This window comes from Paenibacillus sp. RC84 (assembly GCF_041260495.1).
Classification (GTDB): domain Bacteria; phylum Bacillota; class Bacilli; order Paenibacillales; family NBRC-103111; genus Paenibacillus_F.
Genome location: NZ_JBGBYL010000002.1, coordinates 195,050 through 211,947, shown reverse-complemented (window position 1 = coordinate 211,947; position 16,898 = coordinate 195,050). Strand labels below are relative to the sequence as shown.

Annotated in this window: 13 protein-coding genes; 1 reads left to right on the top strand and 12 read right to left on the bottom strand. The window is 51.6% G+C overall.

The genetic code is table 11. From position 1 onward, the window contains the following. The 12 genes from ABH899_RS04650 to ABH899_RS04595 all read right to left on the bottom strand — a co-directional run bounded on the left by ABH899_RS04650 (position 1) and on the right by ABH899_RS04595 (position 15,197). Complete coding sequence (locus ABH899_RS04650; RefSeq protein ID WP_369994405.1) at positions 1–1,959, bottom strand: hypothetical protein; 1,959 nt, start codon at positions 1,957–1,959, stop codon at positions 1–3. 27 nt (positions 1,960–1,986) lie between these two features. Continuing rightward, a complete protein-coding gene (locus tag ABH899_RS04645; protein WP_369994403.1) occupies positions 1,987–2,985 on the bottom strand; it encodes a cysteine peptidase family C39 domain-containing protein in 999 nt (332 codons plus the stop codon). A 33-nt stretch (positions 2,986–3,018) separates the two neighbouring features. Then, positions 3,019–4,032 carry a hypothetical protein gene (locus ABH899_RS04640; RefSeq protein ID WP_369994401.1) on the bottom strand — a complete coding sequence of 338 codons (1,014 nt, stop codon included), beginning with the start codon at positions 4,030–4,032 and terminating at the stop codon, positions 3,019–3,021. A gap of 67 nt (positions 4,033–4,099) precedes the next feature. Continuing rightward, entirely contained in the window at positions 4,100–5,344 is a 1,245-nt protein-coding gene (locus tag ABH899_RS04635; RefSeq protein ID WP_369994399.1) for an LL-diaminopimelate aminotransferase, read from the bottom strand. A 68-nt stretch (positions 5,345–5,412) separates the two neighbouring features. After that, positions 5,413–8,301 carry an AMP-binding protein gene (locus ABH899_RS04630; RefSeq protein WP_369994397.1) on the bottom strand — a complete coding sequence of 963 codons (2,889 nt, stop codon included), beginning with the start codon at positions 8,299–8,301 and terminating at the stop codon, positions 5,413–5,415. A gap of 1 nt (position 8,302) precedes the next feature. Then, complete coding sequence (locus tag ABH899_RS04625) at positions 8,303–9,022, bottom strand: class II aldolase/adducin family protein (RefSeq protein ID WP_009677162.1); 720 nt, start codon at positions 9,020–9,022, stop codon at positions 8,303–8,305. A gap of 41 nt (positions 9,023–9,063) precedes the next feature. Further along, entirely contained in the window at positions 9,064–9,321 is a 258-nt protein-coding gene (locus ABH899_RS04620) for an acyl carrier protein (protein WP_009677174.1), read from the bottom strand. A 30-nt stretch (positions 9,322–9,351) separates the two neighbouring features. Then, on the bottom strand, positions 9,352–10,626 hold the full coding sequence (locus tag ABH899_RS04615; RefSeq protein ID WP_369994393.1) for a cation:proton antiporter: 1,275 nt from the start codon (positions 10,624–10,626) through the stop codon (positions 9,352–9,354). Between the two features lie 21 nt (positions 10,627–10,647). Continuing rightward, positions 10,648–12,342 carry an NAD(P)/FAD-dependent oxidoreductase gene (locus tag ABH899_RS04610; RefSeq protein WP_369994392.1) on the bottom strand — a complete coding sequence of 565 codons (1,695 nt, stop codon included), beginning with the start codon at positions 12,340–12,342 and terminating at the stop codon, positions 10,648–10,650. A 41-nt stretch (positions 12,343–12,383) separates the two neighbouring features. Beyond that, positions 12,384–12,635 (bottom strand): acyl carrier protein, encoded by a 252-nt coding sequence (locus tag ABH899_RS04605; protein ID WP_009677159.1) that lies wholly within the window; start codon positions 12,633–12,635, stop codon positions 12,384–12,386. Between the two features lie 15 nt (positions 12,636–12,650). Then, on the bottom strand, positions 12,651–13,610 hold the full coding sequence (locus ABH899_RS04600; RefSeq protein ID WP_369994390.1) for a hypothetical protein: 960 nt from the start codon (positions 13,608–13,610) through the stop codon (positions 12,651–12,653). 261 nt (positions 13,611–13,871) lie between these two features. Next, positions 13,872–15,197: an MFS transporter gene (locus ABH899_RS04595; protein WP_369994389.1), complete on the bottom strand. Its 1,326-nt coding sequence runs from the start codon at positions 15,195–15,197 to the stop codon at positions 13,872–13,874. A 142-nt stretch (positions 15,198–15,339) separates the two neighbouring features. On the opposite strand from ABH899_RS04595, the gene ABH899_RS04590 reads away from it, so the two are divergent. After that, positions 15,340–16,803: an aminotransferase-like domain-containing protein gene (locus ABH899_RS04590; RefSeq protein WP_369994386.1), complete on the top strand. Its 1,464-nt coding sequence runs from the start codon at positions 15,340–15,342 to the stop codon at positions 16,801–16,803. The last annotated feature ends 95 nt before the right edge of the window (positions 16,804–16,898 follow it).

Genomic DNA, 16,898 nt, shown 5'->3' with positions numbered 1-16,898 from the left:
TCATCTCCTTTCGGCTTGCACACGATTTGAATAACGCGAACTTTGAAGCTTCACATAGCGGATGCAGTAAGCGGAGGGAAGAAGCGGCTCGTCCGGGATGCTGAGGTCCCCGCCGTCCAAGGGTGTATCCAGAGAGACACGGAACGGCCTCTCGCCTACTTTGAACGCGACGGTTCCCACCTTCGCTGCACGGTACTCAAAAGGATTTCCAGCAGGTATTCCGTTTATAGAAATGAGTAAGCGGCCATTTTCCGGATCAATGGACAGCACGCATTCATACTCGGTGCCCTCTTCGTAGGTTTGTAAGAATACGTCACTTTCTTCTTGCAGGACCGAAATACGTCCGTCCGTACTCCAATGGAGTCCGCCAGCCGTTTCGCCCCGGCCATCGGTCAGCTCGATCGTAAAAGGTGCCGTACCGATGGCAAGAGGCCGGATACCGATTGTCACATCCGTTTGAATGCCGGCGGGAAAAGTGAAAGTTTTCTCCACCTTGACGTAGTCATAGGGGTCACGGCTGCTCAAGATCAGGCCGGAATCTACTCTTAAGCGGATCTCCGACCACTTGGGCCGGTAGATACTCCAGCGGTCGAAATCTTCCAGGCCGGAGCTTGAAAGAGCGGGCATTTCGCAAGTCTGCTCGGCTGCGGATACGAGACCGGAGCCGCCGGTGTCCGGCATCGGGGCTGCTTGTGCCGTTTCAATGGAAGAGCCGGGCAGGCCGTACACTCTTCCCTCAAGGATCGAGCCATCCGTATCCGTGTCTGCCGGAGGAGTTGCCGCATCTCCATCTTCATGAAAATCCGGCTCTAAGGGCACCGGAATGCGGGCCACCCAAATATCCTCCTTGTTCATGCTGTAAGCGACCCAGATTGCGTCCTCTTCCGGCGTCCCGTTTCCGGCCGATATTCCGCGGACATAATTCATCCCGTAAAATTTGTAAAAGCCCGTATAGCGGCGCGGGGGAACTTCTCCTCCGATTAACCGGAGGTTGTCGAAGTGAAGCCCGTCCTCGCTTACGGCTGCGGCCAGCGGCCAGCGGTACGCGTTGTTCGGGTTGGGATTGTACAGCAGTGCATATTTGCCGTCCGGCGTTTGCTGGCCCCACAGCTTGCTGCCCGCTGTGACCAGACCGTCAATCTCCCCCGTCTCTGTCCAGCTTTCCCCATCGTCTTCGCTTAGGGCATATTTGCCGTTCTTGCCGATACCGGCTACCTTGTTTCCGGGCAGGGGATAGCAGCTCAGCGCTTTGTAGCCCGTAAGCGGATAAAAACCATCCTCGCTCTGATCCTCTTCCCACCACTGAATCGTCGCCAGCCTATCTTGCAGTAGTAGCCGGCATGCCTCGACAAACCCCTCATCCGGCGATTCCGTATACGAAGGATAGCCTGTGTTACCGGCATTCCATCCCGCATGAGCGTTCAGCCGGATGAAATAAATGGGGCCCATGGACCCGTCCGGGTATATCTCACGTACGACCCGGCCGATTCCGCGGCCGTCATTGGGCATCACGGAAAGAACCGGACTGATGCCGTAGAAGCCCAGCGTCAGCAGTCTTCCGTCGGCTGCCGTGTAAAACCCCATACGCTGATGCATGACGGCAAGGCTGCCGCTCGGCAGGTCAGCCCCGTCAGGCCCGCTATATACCCCCGTCGGTATCACGTAAGAAGGAAACGCAATCACCGGTTCGGTCCATTCCTTGCCGTCCGCCGAACTTGTAATCATCGTCCGGGCGGGAGGATGATTCTCTTCCACAGGACATGTAATATACTGCAAATAAAACCGCTGTCTCCAGAAAGCCAGCATAGGCGCATTATGAAAGGTCCAGCCAGGTCCTCCTTCCAGATCTGGCTTAAGCCTGCAAGCCCGGACCGCCTGGTAATGCCGGACGCCGGGAACCGGCTGGAGCCTTCCATGGTGCTGGGACGCCTCCGCTTGTTCCGTACCGATATATTTCATATCTTAGTGCCCTCCTTGGCCGCCTTCCTAAGATTCCTTGGAGAGTGCTGCGGCGCCGGTGCTTTCGAGAAGCGCCGACCAGAAATTTCTCTCCCGGTAAAGAAGCGGCACGGCCAGGGTCAGGAGCTGATCTCGGTTAAACCTTCTTTTCAGCGAAAATTTCGCTTTGATAAACACGTTTTTCGCTTTGAACCAGCCCAGGGCCAATTCCTCCAGCTCCTGGTCAAGCGTCTGAAAATCAGCTTCCCGGATGAACCCTGCATCCAGTAAATAGCGCAGCATAAGCCGATTTCCCGCCTGTCTGCTTTCGATAATATTGACGCCGACCAGTCCGTTGGTCATGCTCTCTTCAAACTTGTCCGGTTCCGGCGTTCCCTCCCACAAATGCTCCGTCTGCAGGTTGTCCAGCTCTCCGATTAGCCTTTCCGCATGACGGCTCAAATCGGAAAGCTTGAATTCGTAAGGCGGAACCTGGTCCTTCAACCGGATCAGAGAACATGGAGGTTCCTGATATGCCGGATTATTCTCCGTCTGCGAGCTGAGAAAAGCCTCCTGGAGACGTTCGGGAGGAACTTCAAAATCCCGGAAGCCGTTGATATCGTCATCCAGAACCCGGTATACCGAACGCTCCGAATCGTAACCGGTGATCAGGGAGTAATGGTACCAGTGGTACTGTTTCCAGGCGAGCGAGTTCGGAATCCAGTGAAATAAATCCACGTGAACGACCGGGAGCTGACCGCTATCCAGCAGTTCGCCGATTTCTTCCCCGATTGCCTGCGGATTCCGGAAAAAGTAAGGCTCCCACTCTCGGATAAACGTATCAAAAACCTCATTCTGATACTTAAGCGGGTGGTCCATCGTTAAATAAGTGAATGAAGAATCCGTTGCGACCTGATACGTGTAGTGGTTCAGATAAGCAGCCGTCCGGTAGCTGGAATCATTTGAGACGGCAATGGAATAGACCGTGTTCGACACGCAGTTCATCCAGAAGTCGTTAAACGGGCGGAGAGATTGGTTATACGTCAACGCAGCGCGCTCCCTTCTTAATCGAGATGAAAATCAGCCCGGTATCATAGCCAGTCTTTCCAGCCAAAGTTCCAGAACCTGCTTTTCTTTCAGCGCCATCGTATCGAGACTTTGTATGATCTGTTCGATCAGACGCGCGCTTTGGGTGAGCTCGTATTTGAGCAATTTGTTTCTCAAGTTGAACAATTCCTGTTCCATTTGCTTGTATGCTTCCTGGACGATGTCCAGACCGGAATGTACGGCTATCCCATGCTCCTGCATGTATTGAAGCCGGACTCCCATGACTTTCTTGTGCTCCCAGAGGATATGAAGGTACGCGATATTCGTAACGACAGCACCTTCTCTGTCCAGAATGCACCTCAAAGACTCCGCAGCGCTTTTGTATACGTCGAGTCCGAACACCAGTTGAGAACGCTCGGGAAGTGCAAGACCGGTATGCTTATCCGCCGAGTCTACGTACTGGGTCAGAAGCGGGATCACCTTGTCCAGCTGGAACTCCGGATTGAAATCTTCTCTCGCCTTCAACAGGAAAACATCCGTAACGGGAGAGTGGGTGATCCCTTTGGCAATGTCGGCGAAAGGGACGGTTGAAGAAGCGAACAGCCTGCTTTTGTTAAAGCCGAGAATCTGAAATGTTTGCTCCTCCAGATCGTATCCATAAATCAGCGCTTCCTGGACAACGTGTTTTTTTCCGTGGAAAGGGTTGTCCGCCACATAATATTTATCTACATAGGCATACACGTATTGGCCCCGGTCAATGGCTTCCACCGCCTGCCGGTGAATGTCCTGCTCTTTTCCCGCCGCCTCCGGCACTATTGTCAGCACTTCACTGAAACAGCCGGGCTCGTCCGCGTTATAGAAACGGATTTCCGCGACTTGCTCTTCCCGGGTCCTGGTCAGCGAATAAGCCTGCAGCTGTATAAAATTATTGAGCATCCAGGGCATATAAGAACCGGCCGGACCGAGTATGCTCAAAGGAAACGCGTAATACATGCGTCCATGGATGGGAGGTATCTCCACAGGCAGCACTTTAGTTCCCGTTTTCACGCGCCTTCACTCCTTCTTCAAATTGAGGGCAGCCTTCTGTCCTGTCCATACTGCCTCTGCGCCGGGATTACCAGATGTACCGGAGTCCGTGCAGCCTCGATTTCAGTTCGTCGATCAATGCTCTTTCTTCCTCTTCGCCTTCCGCTTCGAACGTGACGGAGAAACGCACGTAAGCGCCTGCGTCGTCCCATGGCACGGTGGAGATGAGCTTTTCGGTAATGAGATACTGGGAAAAGTCCTCCGCACTGTCGAAACGGGGGCCGTCTTCTATCCCCTTGGGAGCCTGCGCATACAAATAGAAGGTCGCTTTGGGCTTCCGCACTTTAAAACCGACCGAGCCTAAGGCTTCGGCCAGAAGACCGTGCCGTCTGGAATATTTGGCTGCGGTAGCTTCTGTAATTTCCGGATGATTCAGACAGTAGACGCCTGCCTTCTGAATCGCGAGAAACTGCCCGGAATCGTGATTGTCTTTCGCATAAGAAAAAGCCTTAAGAACAAGCTCGTTGCCGGCTACGAAACCTAGTCTCCAGCCTGTCATGTTAAACGCCTTCGACAAGGACTGGATGGCAACGCCCACATCTTTGGCCCCCGGGACGGATAGGAACGACAGCGGAGGTTCGCCGTCGAACGTCAAGGCCGCGTAAGCTTCATCGGAAACGACGATAATCTCGTTTTCTTTGGCGAAGCGGACGACTTCTTCATAAAACGCCCGGGTAGCCACGGCGCCGGTCGGATTGTTCGGGTAATTCAAATAGAGCAGCTTCGCTCTTTTCTTCACCTCGTCGGACAAGGCATTGAGATCGGGCAGATAGCCGTTCTCCTCCAGCAGCGGCATCTTGACCACTTCACCGCCAAGCCACTGGGTGTGGGTGCCTATAACCGGATAGCCCGGCACGGTCATCAGCGTAATATCTCCCGGATTGATGAAAACGGCCGGAATCTGGGCCAGGGCAGGCTTAGAGCCGATACAGTGATTGATTTCGGTCGTCGGATCAAGCCCCTTTACACCGTAAATCCGCTCCATATAAGCGGCAGCCGCCTCCTTGAATTCGAACGACCCGTTATCCGAGTAGAACCGGTTCTCCCGTTTGGCCGCTTCCGTGGAGAGAACGTTAACGACCTCCTTGTCGGCCATCCAGTCCGGCTCCCCTAATCCCATGTCGATAATGGGGATTCCCGGTTTTTCTTTTAATGCTTGAGCCTTCGCGCGCTTAATTTTCTCGAATTTATAAACCTCGTTTCCTTTGCCGAACTTGTCTCCGCCGATGCGGTCCGCAAAGGACTTTTGAATGTAATCTTGTAAAACGAGCATGTTTATCCCTCATTTATGCGTTTTATGGAGCACCGGCGGTGTTTCCCCGCCGGTGCGGGAGTTTTTGCTTATGACAGTGAATCCGCTAATTCCTTGCGTTTGATTTTGCCGACTCCGCTGCGCGGAATGCTATCTACCGTAACGAATTTTTGCGGCAGCTTGAAAGGAGCCAGATACTGCTGGCAGTGTGCGATAAGATCGTCAATCGTCACACCCGGATCAAGTACGACGAAGGCTACCGGATACTCGGTCGTCTTCCGCTCATTCATGACACCGACAACGGCGACATCCTGGACGCCGGTCAGCTTCAGCAGGACATTTTCCACTTCAAGCGGGTCCATCTTCTTGCCGGCGACGTTGATCATGTCGGAAGAACGGCCGTTAATGTACAAGTGGTTGTGTTCGATAAAGCCTCTGTCCGTGGTCTGATAATAGCCGTCCGGCGATATGACAAACGGGAAGGAGGCTTTATAGTAGCCTTTGGCCATGGAGGAGGAACGGACTTGAATAATGCCCGATTCACCATCCGCAACGGCAAACCCCTCTTCGTTCACGATCCGGATATCAACTCCGGGAACCGGCGTACCGAGCGAAGCTTCCTTGCTGCCGTTGTTGAACGTACAAGGCCCCGCCTCGACGATGCCGTAATAATCGCAAATTTCCATACTGGTCTTGTCCAGAAACGCCTGCTTCACGGCATGATGCAGCGGAGCCGCAGAGGACAAGCACAAGCGGAGGTTGTGTTCCGGTTTGCAATATTTGGAGTTGTTGAGCAAATCGTAGACGACAGGGAATGCGACCAGAATCGAGATGTTTTCCTTCATGACCGTTTCCCAGATCGACTTCGGTGTAATCTGCTTCGCGATAAACAGGCAGGCACCGGACACGAATACGGCAAGCAGGGACGTATTGAATGCGAGTCCGTTATGGAACAGCGCGGTTACCTGCACGTTATCGGCGGAAGTGATCCCCGAAGCCTTGGCCCAGTTCACTCCGGCATTAATCACCGCATCATGAGTGAACATCAGGCATTTAGGCCGCCCTGTCGTACCCGAGGAGAAGCGGCAGGTCGCCACATTCGCAAATTCGTCTTCGTCGAACGAATCGAAGCTTTCTTCCCGAAGCTGGACCTGAATCCGGCCCTCTCCGTCAAGTGTAAGAAGCGATCCGATGTTGTAGTAAGAGCAGAGGTTGTCCACCTCATCCTGGGTAAAGGTGTGATCGATCAGCATCGGGATATACCCTTCCAGAAGAAGGCCGTAGTACGCGAACAAATAGTTCGGGCAGTTTTTCATGGAAATCCCCACGGGATACTGCTTCGGAATCTGCTGTTTGATCCACGCGCCCGTCTTCTCCACCTGGTTCCAGAACTGGTGGTACGTATAGCTTTCATCCGCGTAGCGGATCGCTTCTTTCGGTCCGTATTTCAGCACCGCTTCATACAGCTTGTCGATGATGCGCTCGTTTTGAGCCGGCGAATCACCCTTTACCTCTTCGCTGTCTTTCGGTTTGTTCAGATAGTAGCGATCCATTTTAACCTTGAAGGCGGAGTTAACGTCATCTTTGCCCAGCGTACCGGAGTAGAGCAGGTCCATGTTTTCCCCGAGGTTAAACAATTCCTTCGCTTCTTCGTCGTAATAACCGCCGATAGCGGAGTAACCCAGCTTCAGTTCTCCCGACTTCAGGTAGATCATTTGAGCCAGAATTCCCATATCTACCAGTCTTTGCTGATAGGTGTAAAAGTTTTTGTCATTCACCTGGGACTTATCGATCGCAAAGAAGAACAGGACCGAAGAATCGTGTACGAATTCCTGATCGAAGCAAAGCTGCGTGGAGCGGGCTCTGAAATCGCCGGCCTTGATCATTTTCAGCTCGCTGCCGTTGAATTCGTACGTGCCCGGAATCATGCCCTCCACGGCATGGACGACGCAGAATATGCGGATCGGCATACCGAGGCTGTTTACAAATTCCAGCAGACGGATGAAATCGTGACGCGGAATTTCAACCGGAAGATAGGAGGAGCTGGAGCGGCGTTCGATGATCAGACGCAGCATCTCGTTGTAATCGTTCCATTCCGCCGGGATATGATGGCGTACCGTCCAGTCCTCAGACGGCTGCTGATGCTGGAGAGACTGGCGCACCTTCTCCTGGTACAACCGGATCGGTTCCCAGTCGAAAGCGGACAAACCGCTGTCGAACGTAGTGATGCAGCGACTTTGATAATTCCCGCGATAGGCCTGCTGCACGGCCCGAGGTTTGGTTTCGTGCTGCTTGACGGCGATAATGCCGACCGGTTCCTCGTGGCTGTCCAAATGAAGCAGCGTTTTGATATGCTGATCTTTGCATGCGGTATACGTGGTAAAATTTACGCCGAGCGAATGGAAGATCGTCTGGAAATTTGCCAGGACATGGCCCGCGTCGATGAAGCTGAAACGGTAGCCGCGATGGGAGTATTTCCAGCAGCTTCGCCAAGGAACGGCCGAAACCATGATGTAATAATCCGCGTCCTGGTCCTGTGGAAGGATCGCCTCATCCAGCAGAAAAAGGGAATCCGCGCAGGCGATTTTATGAAGAGAAGTATTGAGAGGCGAGTAATAATAAATGCCCGGCTCCACACCGTCCAGCGAACGGACAATAACATACACATCGACCGGATAGCAGCCTCCGGCAGACGGGAACGACCACAGCATTTCGGACTGGTAGCCGTAAAATTTAACCGACGTGACACTGAAAGAGCTGAGCAGCACCTGCTCCAGAATGCTTAACCCTGTCTTGGGCAGCATATCCTCATTGGTTTTGTTAAAAACGGATGTTTTCAGGCGGGTATAGGGTCCCTCGAAGTTTTTATGTCTTTCGGGACGCGGAGATTTGGAAAATTTGCTTCCTACGTATTCCCGGCCTTTTAAATTGTAGAAAATGGACAGAACATCCTCTTGAGTTAACAGTTGATTGGTCATGTTACACTCCTACCAAATGATTTTTGGAATGGGGGTTAAAATGCCGGTCTGCCTTCCTGCACCAGTAGGCCCAGTATTCCCGGATCGCTGTCGCGCCAAAAATGATTTTGCTTTTCATTTTGATCTCATGGCCTTCTGTCCATGTGTAGGGAACACCTGTCGATTCGGCGATAAGCTGAAGTTTGCAAGCATTCTCCAGAACGGCCGCCCAGCAGACGGTTTCCGGAATCGTTTTGCCGGCTGCGACCAGCCCGTGGTTTTTGAGCAGCAGCGTGTTGCTTTTACCGAGCGACTCGGCTACCTGTGCCGCAATATTCGGATTCGTTACCGTATTTGTAGTCAGCGTAAACCGCTGTGTATTCATAATCGGTGTCGCATCGTGCGTGACCGGACGAAGGTCCAAATCCGTGGCACTGAAAATCATGGAATACGGGGGATGCGAATGGATAATGCAGTTCACGTCCGCCCTCGCTTTGTAGGTTTCTGTGTGAAGCGGCCATTCCGAGGGAATATGCCCCTCTCCCTTCAAACGGTTGCCTTCGGAATCGATAAGGATAAAATCGTCAGGCGTCGTTTCTTCCCAGCCCAGGAACCCTTTCCGGATCCAAATATTTCCCGATTCAGGATCACGGTAGGAAATTTGCCCGTTGTTAATGTCGTTATGTCCCTCCAGGTACAAAATTTGAGAGGCATAGACCATCTCTTCAATAAACTGGCTCACTGATTTTAGTCCCCTTCCGGTTGAAGAATGATTAAAGAGCGTTATACAGAAATTTTCTGGACTTCCTGCTCGATGAATTCCGCCAGACGGGAAATGGAATTGAGCACTTCCGGACTGATTTCCTCCACTTCAGTTTCAATATCGTAAGCTTCTTCCAGCAGAACGACGATTTTGATCTTCGCCAGGGAGTCGAGTCCCAATCTTCCGATGTCGTCGCCCACTCTTTCCAGATCCTCCGGCGTCACATTTCCGTCCGAGGCTTCCATAATAAATTGTTTGATTTTGTCTTGAATATTCATCGTTTTCCCACCTTCTTCAGATTGATGTTCCTATCCCCCGTCCTCTGTACGGTACTGGACTTTAGGAGGGAATACCGCCGAAGCCGCACGAGACTTGGTCCCCATGGAGAAATAATAGATCGGCATAGCGAGAGCGGTAGTAACAAGCGCCATCAGTACGAGCATGGCGTACAGCTTAGGCGTAATGATTCCGTAAGTCATCCCTATGTTGATGACGACCAGCTCCATCAGACCTCTGGCATTCATCAAGCCGCCGACTGCGGATGCTTCCCTCCAGCTGAATCCGATCTTTCTCATATAAAGCGTGCATCCGCCGTATTTGCCCAGAATGGAGAAAAGCAGCAGGATAAGGAACGGAAACAGCATATCGACGCTGAACAGGTCCAGCAGATTTGTCTTCATGCCCGAATAGGCGAAATAAAGCGGGAGAAAAAAGACGACGGTAATGTCCCTGATTTTGAAGTTCATTTCGTTGAGAAACACTTCGCTTCGCGGCATGGCCAGTCCCAGAATAAAACAGCCGAAGACGGCATAAATACCGATGTATTCCGTGACGAAACTCGCGCCCAAAGTCAATAACAGCACTAAAGCCAATCCTCCGTGCGACAAAAAACCGGCTTTCTGAACCTTTGCGCCAAAGCGTTCCATGAGCGGTTTGACGACAAACAGCACAATTAGAACGAACAGAACGGTGTACAACAGAGTAGATATTCCCGAGAACATATTTTTGGCTTGTACCATGACAATGACAACAGCCAGAATACACCAAGAGATCACATCGTCTATACTTCCCGCCAGCAGAGTAAGCGAGGCGAAACGGGACTGAAGCAGCTTCTCCTCTTCGAGGATTCTCGCCAGCATGGGAATCGAGGTAATGGATAAAGCGACGCCCATGTACAGGAAAAATTCGAGCTGGGTAATCTGCTGCTGCGCAAGGGACGCATACAGGAAGAGGGAGATTCCTCCCCCAAGCAGAAAGGGAGGAATAATTCCCGATGAAGCGAGCAAGCCGGCCTGCCGGAACGATTTCCGGTCGATGCCTTTCATCTCCATACCGACGAGCAGCATGTACAGGCACAAGCCGAAATTGCTTAAAATGTAGATCGCATTGCCGACATCCGCATTAAATACCGATTTGCTGATCTCGGGAAAGAAATACATGAAGCAGGTGGGTCCCAGAAGAATTCCCGCTACCATCTCCCCGATTACAGAAGGAAATCTCAGCATGACCGCCACTCTCGCCATAATCCGCGCAGACGTAAGAATGAGAATCAGAGCGACTATTACATTGAGAAGAAGATGCATGATTTACGTCCTCCCGACATGTTATACCGTCGCAACGGGAACCTCATTGGAAGCCGGCTCCTTCGTTCCCTTCAGGAAAGATTCGTCGATATCGAAATACAGCTTACGGATCGTATCCGGCGCCTGCTGCGCACCCCACATGACGACTTCATACAGGGAAAGCATATCCATTTTGGAAATAAAGCGTCTTTCCGGGTTCAAAAATTCGTACTGGTCCGGAATGAAGCTCTGCACTTCTTCGTAATAACCGTAAATCCGTTTGGTCGCTTCTTCCGTAGAAAGCCCATGATCGCGGACCGCTTCCACCGTCGAAGCTACCTTTTCAAACAGAGGCTGGAACTCCGCAAAATCCACGCACAAGGAGCCGATGAAAGGAGCTTTCTCGATATCAAGCAGGATTTGCAAGTCTCTTTCTTTGTAAAATTTGGAGAGGACTTGAGTCAGACGAAGGGAAGTAAAAGCTTGTCCGAGCGCCCATACGCGGTACCAGGCATTCCAGAGGTTAAAATCACGGAAAGCGGTGTACGAGCAGGAAACGAGGCGGTCGTTCGTGTCATAAGATTGCTGGATGATACGGGAAACCGGTTCGAAGCGCTCTTCATTGAAGTCGTCTTCTCTCACGGCGTCGATTAAGCGCTGGGCAAGCGAATTGATCGTCTCCGTCGTAATGGCAAGGCCCCTGGAAAACAGAGGGTCGATAAATGCGGAAGCGTGTGCCAGCAGACAGAAGCGCTTGCCGATAACCTTGCTTGCGGAATATTGAAGCCGGCCTCCGCTGGAAATCCATTCTCTTACCGGTTTAGCATTTTCGAACTGTTTTTTGACATCGGGATAAGCTTCGAGGAAGTCGGCGAATTCTTCCTCCGGCTTTTTGTTCGAAACGTTGTCCGGATTGCGATTCAGGTCGTATTGAAGACCTACGCTGCAAAGAATACTCGTCGATTTCGCGTTGTTGTCGAACGGGATGACCCACAGCCAGCCGCCGTCAAAAATATGATGCAGCGTACCGTTATGAATCCGGTTGGGGAGCTTGTGCTCGTCCTTATTTGTAATTTCGTCGAACGGTTTCACGCCTACCATGTGGGTGAAAATGGAACGGGATTTCGTTTTCATCCGCGACGGCTCTTCGCGCAGACCGAGACGTTTCGCCAATACGGAGTTGAAGCCGCTGGCGTCTACGATATACTTGGCGCTGAACTCTTCGTTCGCCGTCGTTTTGATGTTTACGCCGTCCTCGTGAATGTCGATATCGGAGATCATCGTCTTCTGCTTCACTTTGGCGCCGTATTTAATGGCCACCGCCATCATGTAGGCATCGGTGTCCTGTCTGAACAAGTGAGCCTCGGGTCCGTAAGGGATATTAGGCACCGGCAACTGCGTGCTTTCCTTCGGATTCTGGGCCTCTCCCTCACGGTGGTAGAAGAACGAGAAATTGCGTTTTGTTCCGGAATTCGATGTGATATGATTTTGAACAAACGGCAGTGTGCTGCAGTGCATGATTTCCGGCACATCGTAGCGCTCGGCCATAATCCGCATCATAAAAGATGTGGCGGGAATCATGGATTCCCCGATCACGAAACGCGGATGAGTGGCCGCATCGATAACGAGCACGTTGAGCTGCTGCCTGGCCAATATGGCGGACAGGATCGTTCCCGCGATTCCCGCCCCGATTACGATCACATCATAGTGTGCTGCTGTTCCTGCTGCTTTTTCCATTAAAATAAATGCCCCTTCCCTATTTAAAATCCCGTTTTTTGTTAAGCGTTGGCTTTCTCGGCTACATTCGCGGACACGAAGTCCACCATGTTCTGAATCGTTTTGATGTTGTAAAATTCCACGCTTTCCTCATCGATTTCGAGATCGTAAAATTTAATGATTTCCAGCATGGATTTAATCAGGGTTAACGAGTTCAACCCCATTGTGGTCATATCGTCATTGCTTCCGATCTGGTCGACGGCGATGTCCGCCTGTGTAAGAATTTCTCTGATTTTGTGCTCGATTGGATTCATAAAAGTTGACTCCTCCTATATTTTTTGTGCCAGCAGCTCTTTTTTTAGGGTCTGGATCATTTTAGGCTCGATTTCGTAGAGTTTGCCGCATGCTTCCGTAATTTTGGGAACACTGATTTTCCCCAGGATTTTGTAGTTGGTGATCAGTTTGCGGATTCTGTCGGTCAGTTGGATGCTTTCATTTAAAGAATCGCGGATGGAGGTTTCAATGTTCATGACATCGAGGAATCGGCTGAACAGGAGCCGGGAGCTGTAAAGGAAGAAAAACGCATTCTGGTACGCCTCCAGTTCCTCTTCTACCTTGGAGATGTCTTCACGGTTGGCTTCCAGAAAGTCGATAGTCTGCTGGTAAATTTTAAACTCGTCGCGGCATTCATGGACCCAGAGCTCGAATTTCGCTTTGATTTGATCCAGTTCAGGATTGGCCGCCCGTTCGCGGTCGATGTCGAAAATCATGATTTCTTTGACAAATTGTTCTGTGGGGTTATCGTCATAGGCTTTCTCAACCGTTTCATGGGGGTAGTAGTCGAAGAAATCCGGCTGGGAGTGATCTTGAATAAACCATTTCTTTCCGCCCTCGTGGCTGAGCTGGGAAATCATCATGCAGTGGGGTTCATGCTTCTGGAGATAAGTAAAGGTGCGGTGTTTGAAATAGTACCCGTCGATGAAGAAAAACACGATTTTTCCCTCATCCAGCGCTTCGATAATTTTCGGCTCCGCTTCTTGAAACGTTTCGATTCTCTCCTGGCGTAATGTCAGGCCGAAATGATGAATATCGTCCAAAACGCGCTTTTTATCGTGAAAAAGCCAGCGGTTGTCCCTTTTTGCGACAAAATGCTCATAGACGTTACCGGTATCTTCCAAGGCACCGTAAAACATATATTCAACCGGGATGCCTTCTGCTTTCCAATAGCTGACGTAATGACTTTCCACACAGTTAAAAAAATCTTCATCGTATCTTGGTATTATTTTCATATTTTAAAATCAACTCCTTAGTTTTCTATTAATATCCAATTTGTGCTTAAAAAAAAGGACTGCCTATGCCGACACCTCGCTTTCTTCACCTTCTCATGTTGTCTCATAGACTATATATCTCCAGTGCACACCGTGAAAAACACCGACGGCACAGAAATATCGAAGCACGAACTCAAAAAGTAAGGAAAACGTCAAGCCGGACTTAGACTGCCGGTCAAGCAGAAGCGGGAGCAGTCTCCCGCCTCTCTTGAAAGTTTCCTATCAGGCGCCGACTTCACCGGTAAGAACAGGAGCTTTCTTGGTCCCGATTCCTTTGCGGTAAAGAACAAAATATCCCGCCGAAGCGACTAAGCTGAAAACGACATTGACCGCGATCAGGAACTGATAGTCATTCGCAAGGTCATAGTTGAGGCCGCCGGCAATGGCTGCAACGACTCCGCCCAACTGATGAATGAGCAGGAGAATACCCGTCTGCAGGCCGATTTGTTTCTTCCCTTCATTCAGTGCTTCTCCGGCAACGAGAATACCGCCAGGCACGGCACCCAGGTATGTCGCTCCGAAAATCAACGAGAAGAGAATAGGGGAATAATCGAAGTGGAAGAACAGGACCGCGAAACCGGCGATTCGGAAGAAATATAAGTAAGCAAGTGCTTTGACGCGCGGCATGTAATCCAGAAGAAAGGAGAACGTGACTCCTCCCACCAGCTCCAGAAGTCCGAGCAGACTAAGGGACGAGGACATCATCCCATCCGACACGTGGGCCAACTGGTGAATGGCCATCAGGTTCATTTCGACGGTGCCCATGCTGATTCCGCAGGTAAGGAGCGCGAACATAATGACCAGCATAACCGGGCGGGTCAGGTAAAGCAGGAAAGCCTTGAAGCCTTCCGACATTTTCTTCAGGGAAAAGACAGGTTCTGCGGGAGCCGGCGGCTGTTCTTCACCGGGTTCCTTATTTGTAGAAGACGATGATTCCTGTACGGGTGCTGCCGGCTCCTCTTCTTCGGGTGCCTCTTTGTTGGAACGGACAATCAATAAAATCAAGGGAATAAACGCGAGCGAGATAATAAACAGCACGGTGTATACCGTTGTCCAGTTCAGCCAGCTCTTGTTGCTGACAAGGACGGGAGTAAGCACCGCCAATCCGAGCGAACCCGCGCTGCCAATGATCATTAACGCTTTGGCGCGGTGATGTTTGAACCAGTTCGCGACCAGCACATAGCTGGCCGAGGCCCCTATGCCCGCTATGCCTGTAATTAATCCGAACCCGAGGAAGTAACCGATGGGATTCCGGAAAAGCAGGACGATAGCCAGCGAAAGAAGGTTGGCGATCGCCGAATAAATCATGACTTTCTTGTAGCCGATCTTGTCGATCAGCCAGCCGCCGAGCGGAGCGCTGATTGCGCCGATAAAAATGGCCGTTGACCAGGTAGCGCCCAGAAAGCTTCGTCCTACGCCCAGCGTTTCCGAAATGTCCTTCTGATAATAGGCCATGACGAACCTGCCCAAAGATCCGACAAAACCGAATACCCATAAGAATGCCAGCAGAAACCAGGCATATTTTTTCTCTTTGAACAGCAAACGCATCTAACTCCTTTCACCCTCGTCATGTAGTAGCGAGTAAGTTCAGTATATCGCCTAAATTATGTAGACACACCAGCCAATCCCAGTTTTTTTCCCCATCCAATCCCCTCATGCGGTATAATAAACGAAACAAGGAGGGTTAGCCATGAATATGCGCTGGAAACCGCGGCCCTATGATCATACCCCTATATTTCGTCAAATTTGTACGTATTTCAAGGAACAGATCTTAAAAGGAGAGCTCTCGCCAGGCACCCGACTTCCGACAGAAAGAGAGCTTGCGCTCCAATTGTCCGTCAACCGGAGCACCGTATCGGCCGCATACGAAGAACTCCGGGCTACCGGACTTGTTTATTCGGTACAGGGCAGCGGAACCAGGGTCAGCGAAAGCCTCTGGGAAACTACCGTCCAGACCGCGCCGAATTGGGATCATTATCTGGGACGGCGTTTCTTCAATCCCAACGCGGCCATAACCGACAAAATCGGCGAAGCCGCATCCATACCCGGTATCGTAAATATGATCAAAGGGGAGCTGTCCCCGGATCTGATGCCGCTCGGTCTGCTCGGCGAACTCGCCGCCCAAATCGACTACACGCAGGCCTACAGCTATTTTTCGGATAAGCGGGGGGAACCGTCCTTGCGCGCCGTCCTGTCCGATTTTATGAAAACCCGGTCCGGCATCTCCGCTTCTCCCGAAAGCATCCTGGTCACATCAGGAGTGAAGCATTCGCTCCAGCTCATTTCCAACACTCTTCTCCAGCCCGGAGACGCAGTCGCTCTCGAAGGGCCTTCCTACATCTATGCGATGCAGGTTTTCTCATCATCCGGTATCCGCATGTTCCCGCTTCCCGTAGACGAACACGGCCTGATCCCGGACGAACTGCCGCGTCTGGTTCACAAGCACAACATCCGCATGGTTTTTACGAACCCCACCTACCAGAACCCGACAGGCACAACGCTCAGTCCGGCCCGCCGCGCCAAACTTATCGATCTGTGCGAACAGCTCCGGCTTCCGCTCGTGGAAGACGATCCGTACGGCCTGCTTCATCTGTCCGGCTCGCCGCCCGTTCCGCCTTTAAAAGCGTCCCCCGAAGGGGATAAGATCGTCATCTACCTCGGAACGTTGTCCAAAATATCAACACCCGGCATGCGAACCGGCTGGATTGTGGCTCCCCCTCCGGTAATCGACAAACTCGCCGAGACCAAAAACCGTATGGGTTACAGCTCCAGTCATTCGGGAGAACGGCTCGCGCAGCTCTACATGACCTCCCCTTCGTCCGTTCAATCCCTGATCTCCATCCGCGAAGCTTTGACGGCAAGAAGAAATACCATGCTCAGCACACTGCAAAGCGAGCTTTCTCCGTACGCATCCGTTTTCGGCGGAAATCATAACGCACCGGGGGGATATTACGTCTGGCTCAAGCTCAATCTGCCTTTGGAAGACAAGCAATTGGTCGATTTAGCTGTAAAGGAAGGCGTCATGCTGTGGCCCGGAAGCATTTACGGCATGAAAAAGGGATTTTTCAGACTCACGTACGCCTCGATCCGGGAACACGAGATCGTCGAGGGAATCCGTAGAATACGGCGTGTTTTCGAAAAAGCGGTTCTATAGTCCGATTTTCCCCGCCGCAGGTGTAACCGATTTGTCCGTAATCCGTATGAGTAGGGAGACTACGTGCTCCGGCACCACTATCTCCGAACGGAAGT

Bases quoted from the DNA above. Each gene is read 5' to 3' on its own strand.
- ABH899_RS04630 (WP_369994397.1), bottom strand. From the start codon at position 8,301: ATGACCAATCAACTGTTAACTCAAGAGGATGTTCTGTCCATTTTCTAC.
- ABH899_RS04610 (WP_369994392.1), bottom strand. From the start codon at position 12,342: ATGGAAAAAGCAGCAGGAACAGCAGCACACTATGATGTGATCGTAATC.
- ABH899_RS04620 (WP_009677174.1), bottom strand. From the start codon at position 9,321: ATGAATATTCAAGACAAAATCAAACAATTTATTATGGAAGCCTCGGAC.
- ABH899_RS04635 (WP_369994399.1), bottom strand. From the start codon at position 5,344: ATGCTCGTTTTACAAGATTACATTCAAAAGTCCTTTGCGGACCGCATC.
- ABH899_RS04605 (WP_009677159.1), bottom strand. From the start codon at position 12,635: ATGAATCCAATCGAGCACAAAATCAGAGAAATTCTTACACAGGCGGAC.
- ABH899_RS04650 (WP_369994405.1), bottom strand. From the start codon at position 1,959: ATGAAATATATCGGTACGGAACAAGCGGAGGCGTCCCAGCACCATGGA.
- ABH899_RS04615 (WP_369994393.1), bottom strand. From the start codon at position 10,626: ATGCATCTTCTTCTCAATGTAATAGTCGCTCTGATTCTCATTCTTACG.
- ABH899_RS04590 (WP_369994386.1), top strand. From the start codon at position 15,340: ATGAATATGCGCTGGAAACCGCGGCCCTATGATCATACCCCTATATTT.
- ABH899_RS04595 (WP_369994389.1), bottom strand. From the start codon at position 15,197: ATGCGTTTGCTGTTCAAAGAGAAAAAATATGCCTGGTTTCTGCTGGCA.
- ABH899_RS04600 (WP_369994390.1), bottom strand. From the start codon at position 13,610: ATGAAAATAATACCAAGATACGATGAAGATTTTTTTAACTGTGTGGAA.